The 8,669-nt window shown below is 59.3% G+C and carries 7 protein-coding genes and 4 pseudogenes; 3 read left to right on the top strand and 8 right to left on the bottom strand.

Going from position 1 to position 8,669, the window contains the following annotated elements; genetic code table 11:
• Nucleotides 1–53 precede the first annotated feature (53 nt).
• The 6 genes and pseudogenes from EWE75_RS26380 to EWE75_RS26375 all read right to left on the bottom strand — a co-directional run.
• Nucleotides 54–377: a VOC family protein gene (locus EWE75_RS26380; protein WP_130160416.1), complete on the bottom strand. Its 324-nt coding sequence runs from the start codon at nt 375–377 to the stop codon at nt 54–56.
• Nucleotides 310–1,656: an MFS transporter gene (locus tag EWE75_RS23095; RefSeq protein WP_165388505.1), complete on the bottom strand. Its 1,347-nt coding sequence runs from the start codon at nt 1,654–1,656 to the stop codon at nt 310–312. Before EWE75_RS23095 ends, EWE75_RS26380 begins: the two co-directional genes overlap by 68 nt.
• Before the next feature lie 69 nt (nt 1,657–1,725).
• Nucleotides 1,726–4,131 (bottom strand): TonB-dependent receptor, encoded by a 2,406-nt coding sequence (locus EWE75_RS23090; protein WP_130160414.1) that lies wholly within the window; start codon nt 4,129–4,131, stop codon nt 1,726–1,728.
• A gap of 209 nt (nt 4,132–4,340) precedes the next feature.
• A pseudogene (locus EWE75_RS23085) lies at nt 4,341–4,513 on the bottom strand (integrase); the annotation flags it as partial.
• Between the two features lie 454 nt (nt 4,514–4,967).
• Nucleotides 4,968–5,099, bottom strand: a pseudogene (locus EWE75_RS23080) (IS110 family transposase); the annotation flags it as partial.
• Between the two features lie 10 nt (nt 5,100–5,109).
• Nucleotides 5,110–5,352, bottom strand: a pseudogene (locus EWE75_RS26375) (IS110 family transposase); the annotation flags it as partial.
• Nucleotides 5,353–5,592: 240 nt separating this feature from the next.
• On the opposite strand from EWE75_RS26375, the pseudogene EWE75_RS23070 reads away from it, so the two are divergent.
• Nucleotides 5,593–5,790: pseudogene (locus tag EWE75_RS23070) on the top strand (transposase domain-containing protein); the annotation flags it as partial.
• A complete protein-coding gene (locus tag EWE75_RS23065) occupies nt 5,790–6,086 on the top strand; it encodes a hypothetical protein (protein WP_130160413.1) in 297 nt (98 codons plus the stop codon). The pseudogene EWE75_RS23070 and the gene EWE75_RS23065, both read left to right, overlap by 1 nt.
• Before the next feature lie 155 nt (nt 6,087–6,241).
• Here EWE75_RS23065 and EWE75_RS23060 read toward each other — a convergent pair whose 3' ends face one another.
• Together EWE75_RS23060 and EWE75_RS23055 are read right to left on the bottom strand one after the other, a co-directional pair.
• Nucleotides 6,242–7,726 carry a PepSY-associated TM helix domain-containing protein gene (locus tag EWE75_RS23060; RefSeq protein ID WP_130160412.1) on the bottom strand — a complete coding sequence of 495 codons (1,485 nt, stop codon included), beginning with the start codon at nt 7,724–7,726 and terminating at the stop codon, nt 6,242–6,244.
• Nucleotides 7,723–8,277 (bottom strand): hypothetical protein, encoded by a 555-nt coding sequence (locus EWE75_RS23055; protein ID WP_130160411.1) that lies wholly within the window; start codon nt 8,275–8,277, stop codon nt 7,723–7,725. The genes EWE75_RS23060 and EWE75_RS23055 overlap by 4 nt, the downstream gene beginning before the upstream one ends.
• An 88-nt stretch (nt 8,278–8,365) precedes the next feature.
• Between EWE75_RS23055 and EWE75_RS23050 the strand changes: the two genes are divergently transcribed.
• On the top strand, nt 8,366–8,554 hold the full coding sequence (locus tag EWE75_RS23050; protein WP_130160410.1) for a hypothetical protein: 189 nt from the start codon (nt 8,366–8,368) through the stop codon (nt 8,552–8,554).
• Nucleotides 8,555–8,669: the final 115 nt, after the last annotated feature.

Here is an 8,669-nt window from a genome sequence, read left to right as displayed (position 1 = left end):
CGCCAGAACGGTTGATGACCTCTGGCGCATTATCGGCCAATCTATCGACGAATTCACCCCCGCAGAGTGCAAAAACTACTTCGCTCACTGCGGATATGATGCTTTTTGATCGAAAAATGCTCTAGCTCCAGTCGCAAGGCATCGCGGATCAGCATTGCGCAGCGACAATGCGCTGCGGTCAAGGTGAAACGACGGACGACCGAGAAGCCGAAGACGCGGCCATACCATTCGATGGCACCGTCAAGATCGGGAACGCGGAGTGCATGATGATCGAGGACGAGCAGATCCACGACATTGCCGATGCCTCGATCAACTTGAGGACGGCGGTCGCAGTTGCCACGCCGTCGCCAGCGCGCCAATTGCGCCAATGCTACCATAGACGCCGCACATGATGCTCAGCGCGTGTGCAATAGCGGCAGGACCGGTGAAGAAGCCATCGCTGACCATGGCGATGGCGGTTGCCGAAAGCCCACCGCCGAACACGCCGTACAGCATGTATTGCAGGCTCGAAATGCGGCCTATCAGATTTGCTGGGGCGATGGCGGCGACCATCGTGTTAGCGATCGGAATGCAGGTCGTGCCGAGGAGCATGATTAGAGCCAGCAGGACCCATGTGCCGGCAAGCGTTGGATAGATTGGCGCGAAAACGTGAACAACAATGTTCGCCAGCAGGAGGATCGCACCCAGTAGCATTGGCCCCGAGAGACCGAATCGGCGCTTGGTCATATCGATGAGCCAGCCGGTAGCGAATAGCCCCAGTGGCGGCAGGACAAGCATCATCACTCCGAGCCTGGTGCCGACTTCCGGTATGGTCAGACCCCAGCGACGAACCAGGACCGGCACAACCCACGCCGCAAAACCAAGCGTCAGCATGCCTGCCGCTGTGTTGAAGATCGCCAGCGGGAAAAATACGCCTTTGCGCCCCGCGATGAAGCGCAGCGCGTCACTATAGCTCGCGCCTTTTAGCTCGCTTGGTCGGCCCGGCTCCGAGACGAGGCTGACGAGTAGCATGATCGGTAGGCCCAAGGTGCCCAATATCAACAGGACCGCCTGCCAGGGATGAAGGTCTCCGAGCAACGGCACTCCAACCAACAAACCGCGCCCGATCAGTCCCAGCAGCAGCCCCCCACCCAGCAGCGCCAACGCGGTACCGAGCATGATCGCCATGGCATAAATGGCGAACGCCCGACCTCGGCGTTCGGGCGGGATGGCAGAGCGCAGCATCGAAACGCCGGTTGGTTGGATGACGCTTTCACCGATTCCGACGCCGGCCCGTGCGGCGAACATACTGGCGTAGCTAAGCGCAAATCCGCATGCCCCGGTCAGCAGAGACCAGGCGGCGATGCCGGCCACAAGCAACCTTCGACGATTGACCCGGTCCGCCATCAGGCCGGCGGGCAGAAGAAACAGTACGTTGGAGAGTGAAAAGGCCAGACCATAAAGTTGACTGACCTGCGTATCTGTAAGCCCTAAATCGGACTTTATCGGCAGAAGCAGAAGTTGCATGATCTGGCGGTCTAGCGCTCCAAGCATCGCAGCCAGAGTCAGCACGACAAGCAGCATGGTCTGCCGCCCGGATCGTCCAGAGTAAGGATCGGCCTCAGTCGCCGTCCCCGAGGCGCTGGCGCTCGCATCTCCATCGGAGTTCATCAGCATCACCACTCCCGTCACACAAACCATATTGAGAAAGGGACCAAGGGACGAATATCCTCTGCTCCCTTTTGTTTAAAACTTTGCGGAAACGCGCATCCCATATGTCCGGGGCGCGCCCGGCCTAGCCGCGAAATAGCCGCCTGCTCCGAAATAGACTCCGCTATTAAGATCGCGATGGTTTTCCAGATTGCGTACAAATCCGCCGATCGACCAGTTTCCGTCCTCCGGGCTGAAATCGGCTGATAGGTTCGACTGCCAGAACGAAGGGGCCATTTCAGGAGCGATATATTCGAACGCGATGTAACGCGAACTCTTATACTGTGTATCGGCTGACAGGACGAGCTTGTAGGCCGCGATCGGAATTGTCTGCTGCGCGCCCAACTGGATCACCCATTTCGGTGATTGGTATGATGGCTTGCCGGAGCAGTTGACGATCGTAAAGCGCGGATCAGCCGTCGATTGCCCGTAAGGGCAGCCAACGACGGGAGCGGCATTGAACGGGATTTGATATTGGAAATCATCAAACTTCGCGTCGAGATACTGAACCGTCCCCTTCAGCACCGTCGTGGCCGTGGCAGCGAGCTGCAAATCCGCCTCGATGCCCTTGACCGTCGAGCGCCCGACATTTTCAGTAAACACTCCGGTAGCACCAGCCTTGTCGATGCCAAAATGAGCGATCTGCTGGTTCCGATATTTCCAGATGAATGCCTCAAGGTTCAGCTGCACGCGGTTGTCGAAGAATCGGTTTTTCGATCCAAGGGTATAGGCGTCGAGATATTCGGGTTCGAACGTCTCATAACCATTGGCAAGTGAAAAGCCGCCCGAACGGTAACCGTTTTCGAAACTCGCATAGACCAGTGACCGTGGCCCAAGATCATATTCGGCAGCCAGCCGAAAGGTCGGTCGACTGTTTGACAGGCCAGTGTTGACAACGGTCGTCGTTCGCGTGGCGATCGCACCCGTCGCCACGCCGTTCACGATAATCGGGACGGGCCTTCCACCAACCGCGGGAATGGCAAAAGGCAGCTGCTCGGGGCGATCGGTGAGCGGCACCAATGGCGCGTCGGGACAAAGAGTACCCGTTGGCGCGGTACACGCCTGCGCGATGACAGTGCCGATGCCGTCAAATCGCTTGCGGTCATGCGTGTAGCGCAGGCCGCCCGTCAGCCGGAAGCGGTCTGCGACATGCCAGGTCAAACGACCAAAAGCCGCCCAGGATTGGGTTTTCGAGGTGAAATCCTGGTAGTTCGACAGCACCGACTGCGCAAAAGTGTAATTACCCTTCGCCGCCTCGTCGTAATAATATGCCCCCAAGATGTAATCGAGCGCGCCGACCTTTCCAGTTAAACGAGATTCCAGGCTACCCTGCCGGAATTTTTCCTGGGTGAACGGTGTGAAGCCCGCGTTACTGTGCTGGTCTCGGAGTTGCGCCGCCCGCCATGCAGGAATTACGGTGAATGTACCGATCCCGGTCTGCCAGATTATCTCCGCATTGGCGCCAAAAAAATCGTCATCAAGATAGCTGTTGGTAGGAAGCGCGTTAAGATTGCGCCGAACCTGACCGGCGAACCGCGTCGCTCGCAAAGCCTGTGCGACCGGATCCAGCAACCCGACGGACGAACCGAAGCCGCTGGGGTTAAAAGTATAAGTGCCGGTTGTCGCATTGAATGCGCCCAGTGTAGCGACATAGGTAGCACCCTGCGCCCGACCGGCCTGATGCGCATAGTCGCCCTGTACGCGCACGGACAGCGTGTCAGTAAGTTTGCCAAGCATCTGGAAGCGAAGAGCCTTTACGTCCTCATCGGACGTTCCGTCGGACAAATACCCATCGCGCTTCGACAGCGTGCCGGAGAGGCGAACGGCTCCTCGATCACCGAGCGGCAGATTGATCGCGGCCTGGGTGCTGATCGCATCGTAATTCCCGTAACTTGCGTCGATCTTTCCCGAAGTTTCGCCGATCTTGGGGCGTGCGGGAATGACATTTATTGCACCCGCCGTCGCGTTGCGCCCGTAGAGCGTGCCTTGGGGACCTTTGAGAACCTCGATCCGCTCAAGATCGTAGAAAAGTCCGGACGTGCTGGCAGGCCGGCCGATATACACCCCGTCATAATTGAACGCGACCGCAGGATCAGTATAGCCGTTGGTCGTGAAGTTGCCGACGCCGCGGACAAAAAATGTCGTGTTGGCCCCGCCGCCATTGGCAACATTCAACGCAGGAGAAAGGTCGTCGAGGCCCGACGCCGACGATATTCCCGACCGAACCAGGTCGTCACCGGTCAGAACATCGACGGCAACCGCGGCACGCTGCAGATTTTCTTCGCGGCGCTGGGCGGTCACGATAATTTCCTGGATGCCGCTCCCGGCCTGATCCTGCGGCGAGCTCCCTGCAGCGGGCGCGTCCTGCGCTTGCGCGGGGTTTGCCAGCAGCGCCGCAGCCAGTGCGGACGACAAGTTCCACAAAATGCGTGATTTCAACATCTCTTCCTCCCCTATTTGGTCAACGGCAGTTTTCCTTTTACAAGGAATTTATACCCCGTGCACCGGACCGCCTATCTAATCAGATTGCAATATCCTAGAACGCCAATAAGCATGCGCATTAATTCCTCTATAAGGGAAAATAATGCATGTCAAGGAGATGTTCGTCGTGCCTGACTGCATCATAATCGGCGTAATGCAGAATATAAGTTGATGCCGGCGAGATCCTCCCCGCTGGTGAACAGGTCCTGGTTCAACCCACGCGGGTCGAGTGCGCACTGATGCCCTTGAGCACACGGTCGAGATCGTCGTTGGTCAGATCCGGCAGCGCGCCCCGGTCGAACGCGCGCTGGATCATCGCCCGGTAGATCGGACCGACCGAGCCACCTCTGGGTCGGCGCTGATCAGGACCCACTGGAACAATATATTCCTTTTTTTAAACAGTTGAACTGAAAGCGGTCCAAGTTCGATTTCGCCACCTATTCACAGAACCGCCGGAGGATCGCCTCGGGATCGGCGGTACGCTCGTAATTGCTTATATGAGGGGTAGTTGTGTCAAGAGGTTCAGGGCGACATAATCTGGTCTCCGTTAGGACTATCTGGATAGCCTGGTTTGGGTCCTGGTGCATGATCAGACGCGGTGTCCGCGCCCGCTCCAACTTATATTCGGTCAGGGCATATAGCGACTGAACCAACATCCCGCTTGCTGCGGAGGGGGACCCAGGGGGGCGGAACCATTCTCACCGATCGGCATGGATAATGCCCTGCAGTTACGCGGTTCGCCTACCTGGCATCCAGCAGGGTCTGCAGGCCCTGTGGATATGGAAAGGTGCTGGAGATTATGCGTGTGTCACGATTGCCCCCTCGATCACTACGCCGGCGTTGACGTATTTCCAGAGTGCCACGATAAGTTTGCGGGCCACGGCGACGATTGTCGGCTTTTTCAACCGCCCACCATTTTGCAGCACGCGCGCCACCCCAACAATTCTGTCCCAGCTTCGTCAGCAACCGATGCAGGCCATAGCCGCAGGGGCCCGCCTCGTAGCAGAAGCTCAACGACGTATCCGGTGCCATCAGCCGTTTAACCAGCTTCCTGACCGCATCGTCTTCATTGGCAACCGTGCCGACGTAGCGCACCTCACCCCCGCGTTCTCCGTCGGCAACACCGACTGCGATGGTCTCCTTATGCACGTCCAGGCCGATGTACTTCACTACCTCCGTCATGACTCGCCTCCGTTGCTGAGAAATCCATCATCAGCATCTCAGATTTGAGCCGCCGAGGCTCTGGCAGTCATGGGGTCTAAGGATGGCTCAAGCGCCGAACCTCGGTCAGACTGGATGAGGCACCGCATTTCAACCATAGCTCTTGAAGAGCGGCTCGTGCCGGATCAGCCCGGAACGCATCCAATGCGTCGGCGTCAGGGAAGTAAAGCAAATGCACCTCACTCTTCTCATTCGTCGATCGCAACCGCTCCGGCCGGCGCCGAAACCCTCGCGCGCGCCATGACGCTGATCGAAAGCGCCAAGATGAATGGCCTCGATCCCCAAGCCTATATCACCGACCTGCTCAATCGCATCCACGATCACAAGATCAACAGGATTGACGAAGTGCTGCCCTGGAATTGGGCGCCGCTGACCGTTCCGCAGATATTGGTCGGCTGATGGCCGCGGTCACTTACGTCCGAACCCTCGACTATGTCGCCAGGATGCTCGGCGAGGACGTGGCGTTGCTGGAAGCCATCGTCTCGAACCACGACAATCTGACCTACGGCGCCATCATCAGCGTCTACACCGGTCCCGACGAGGCCATCACCGCGCTAACCGATCGCGGCGTCGAAGAGTTGACGGACATGCTGAGCGAACCGCGTCTCACGACCAAAACCTGGCACCAGTTTCTCGATGACTTCGTCGATGATCCCGAACTCGCCGCCCGCTTCAAGGCCCGGGCACTGCGGTAGCAATCGGACGGTTACAGAGGGACGATGGGAGGTTTCGGTTGTCGCAGACCCCCGCCTGACCGGCCGGGACTGAGCGCAGCTGTCGCGATGCCGATGAACGCTTCCAAAGGGCAGAGCGCTGGTTCTACGCTGAAAAACTCCAAGCTATCGGTTCGTCATGTCTCAGCCATGCCAGGTTGTACCGGTAAGCGCTCCCGAACGCGCCTATGGCCTATCATCAGTAAGAAGCCGGCAGCGATCACTAAGAGCATTGTATCGATGGCCAATCCGACGTCTGATACCGGACGGATCATAGCGAGATGCAGCAGGCCAAGCGTCCCGGCGGCGATTGCCGTTACAATGCGAAGTACCGCACGGATGGCACCGACGAACGGCGAGGCGATCAAGATCGCAAGCGTCACCGTCCAATAAAGCGGTAGAGCCGGGGCGGCGGTCAGCAGCACACCCAGCGCGGCAACCAGCAAGGCGACGGGTTGTCCCCAGACAATGCCATCCCAGACACGCTCCCACCGAAGTGAGGCGCGTCCCTGGTCACGGCGCCGGGCAAGCAGGATCTGTGCTCCAGTCGCAACCAGCGTCGTCATGCCCAGCCCCAGCACAAGGTAGACGATTTTCAGAATAATCCCGCCATAGGTCCCAAAGTGCAACGGAACGAGCATCCCGTAGATGCGCACGCCGACATTGCCGTCCGTCAAACCAAGGCGACCAAGGAACCGGCCATTGCCGTCAAAACTCCACACTTCCGCGCGCGTTAGATGTCCCGGCGCGGCCACGACCAAACGGACCTGCTGGCCACGGGTAGCGACATCGTCGAGTTGCACGCTCTCGACCCGCGCGCCGGGTTGGCGTCGATCCAACTCGCGCACAATAGCGCCCAAGTTGGGAAAAGGTGCGGGGCGCGGGTCGGCAATTGCGGGCGCCCCGGCGATCGCCGCTACGGCGCGGTTGGTATCGCCCTTGAACGCAACCATCGCCAGAATCAGGATGATGAGACTGGCCAGACCGAGCAGGGAACCGGTCAGCGCGACGATGAAGTGGAACGGCAATGCCCAGACGCCGATGCGATTGTGAAGATCGGCATTGGCGAGCCGTTTCGATCCTCCCCAGCGTAGCCTGAACGCATCCTTGATGATGCGACGATGCGCCAGCAGACCTGAGAACAGGCTGGCGAGCAGCGAGGTCCCGATCAGCCCGACTATCCAGATGCCGAAGGGAGCAGGAACGTGCAGCGTGCGATGGTGCTCGCGCAGGAACGTCGTCCAGGATGCTATCGCGCGCGGCACGACGGAGCCGTTCGCGTCGAGATTCCATTCGCGATGGTTGCCCTTCGCGTCGACCGCGAGAGCGGTCATCCGCGGGAATTCCGGCGTTGGGGCGGACAGGAACACGGCATGGTCCAGTCTCGCTGCTTTCGCGACGGAATAGGCGTTGCGCGCTGAAAGACCGAGTAAAGCCGGACCGGCACCTGTTACGACCGGCGCATCGGGCCGTTCCCATTGTTCGAATTCATCAGCGACGACCGCCAACGAGCCGCTCAGGCAGATCAGATAGATTAGCGCGCCGAACACGATGCCGACCAGCGAATGGCTGGCGAGTAGCTGTCGGGTAATGTTGCGGGTGGGCATGGCAGACGCGGTCATCGGACCACCATTACGGACGTGGCGATGGTCGTGATCGCAACGCCCAGCAGTCCTGCGGATGGCAGCAAAAGCCGCCGGCTTGCGAGGACCAACGTCATCGCTGCGCCCCACAGTGACGGTATCAGCAATCCGGCCAGCATCAGGCGGGTCGCATCAGCGAGCGGCGCGGTCGTCGCGAAGAGCACACCGACGCCAGTCGAGGCGGTAAATGCGACGGGACCCGCGCCGACACCGAGTATCGTTCCACGCAGCCAGCGGTTGCGAGATCGCACAACTGGCGGCGCATACCTCTCTCTCACAATCCGCGGCGTGCGAAACTCGATCCGTGACAGAATGAACACGAACGCGACGATCGCTGCGGTTTCCAGCGTCAGCGGGATGCCGACTTCAAGGCCAAACGCCGTGGTCCACAACGTCAGCGCGATCACCCATGCGATGAGCGAGCCCGCAAGGAGCCTGCGCCGGCGATGATCGCGGCGCCATGCCATCCACAGCAGAAGAACCGCGACGGAGGAGCAGCAGATTGCAACGAGCGAAAGCAACACAGTCATTATTCCCCCTCCGCCCTCATATTGCAACTGCGAGTGACGTGCAATAGCGCAGTGATTAGCGGGGTTCGATCCAGGGGGGATTTTTGCGATGGTATTTGTTCGTTCGGTTTTGGCGGTCATGCTGCTCGGCACATCGCCCGCGGCGATAGCGCAAGTCGCCACCCAGGATAAGGCGACGACGCCGGAAGCTCAGGTTGCCGATCCAGGCGGGGACGACATCATCGTAACCGGCGAGAAGGCCAATCGCACGTTGCAGGATACGCCGGCTAGAGCATAAATCGATCTGATTGAATCGTGGGCGATTCCCAAATCGGTTGCGATCTGATTCAGTACGGCCTTCGAGCAAGGAGGTTGATACATGCCCAGGGCGCTGTCGGTTGATCTACGCAAGC

Origin of the sequence: Sphingomonas populi (assembly GCF_004208535.1) — a bacterium.
Lineage (GTDB): Bacteria > Pseudomonadota > Alphaproteobacteria > Sphingomonadales > Sphingomonadaceae > Sphingomonas > Sphingomonas populi.
Note: the sequence above shows the minus strand (reverse complement) of the source record. Positions and strands in the feature narration are given on the sequence as shown.

Excerpts from the sequence above, each read along its gene's own strand:
- EWE75_RS26380 (WP_130160416.1), bottom strand. The coding sequence starts at position 377 with ATGGTAGCATTGGCGCAATTGGCGCGCTGGCGACGGCGTGGCAACTGC.
- EWE75_RS23095 (WP_165388505.1), bottom strand. The coding sequence starts at position 1,656 with ATGCTGATGAACTCCGATGGAGATGCGAGCGCCAGCGCCTCGGGGACG.
- EWE75_RS23090 (WP_130160414.1), bottom strand. The coding sequence starts at position 4,131 with ATGTTGAAATCACGCATTTTGTGGAACTTGTCGTCCGCACTGGCTGCG.
- EWE75_RS23065 (WP_130160413.1), top strand. The coding sequence starts at position 5,790 with ATGGCCGCGGTCACTTACGTCCGAACCCTCGACTATGTCGCCAGGATG.
- EWE75_RS23060 (WP_130160412.1), bottom strand. The coding sequence starts at position 7,726 with ATGACCGCGTCTGCCATGCCCACCCGCAACATTACCCGACAGCTACTC.
- EWE75_RS23055 (WP_130160411.1), bottom strand. The coding sequence starts at position 8,277 with ATGACTGTGTTGCTTTCGCTCGTTGCAATCTGCTGCTCCTCCGTCGCG.
- EWE75_RS23050 (WP_130160410.1), top strand. The coding sequence starts at position 8,366 with ATGGTATTTGTTCGTTCGGTTTTGGCGGTCATGCTGCTCGGCACATCG.